The sequence below is a fragment of the Arthrobacter sp. E3 genome (genome assembly GCF_017353415.1).
In the GTDB taxonomy this organism is placed as follows: domain Bacteria; phylum Actinomycetota; class Actinomycetes; order Actinomycetales; family Micrococcaceae; genus Specibacter.
On the sequence record NZ_JAFMPX010000148.1, the window covers coordinates 1 to 255 of the forward strand.

Annotated in this window: 1 pseudogene; it reads right to left on the reverse strand. The window is 59.2% G+C overall.

Annotated features, from left to right (window positions below):
* Positions 1 to 239 (reverse strand): annotated as a pseudogene (locus JMA46_RS17015) (HNH endonuclease); the annotation flags it as partial.
* Between the last annotated feature and the right edge of the window lie 16 nt (positions 240 to 255).

Sequence of the window (255 nt, forward strand, 5' to 3'; positions counted from 1 at the left end):
AGTGCTTTTTCGCTTTCCCGTAGTGTGTAGCGTTCTGCTTTCATGTCCAGGGGCTCATCGGTGACTGGATCGGTGAGGACGCGTAAGAACGTGGGGGAGTTGGCGAGGAGTTTTTGGGCGATGGGGACCGGGACGGGTCCGGAACCGATGAGTTCTGCGGGTTCGTCGGTGATGTTCAGTGCTGAAAGGAACGGCACGGTGAGCAAGATCAGGGCTTTGGGCAGGGGAGGGTCGATCATGACGTGGTGGTGGCGG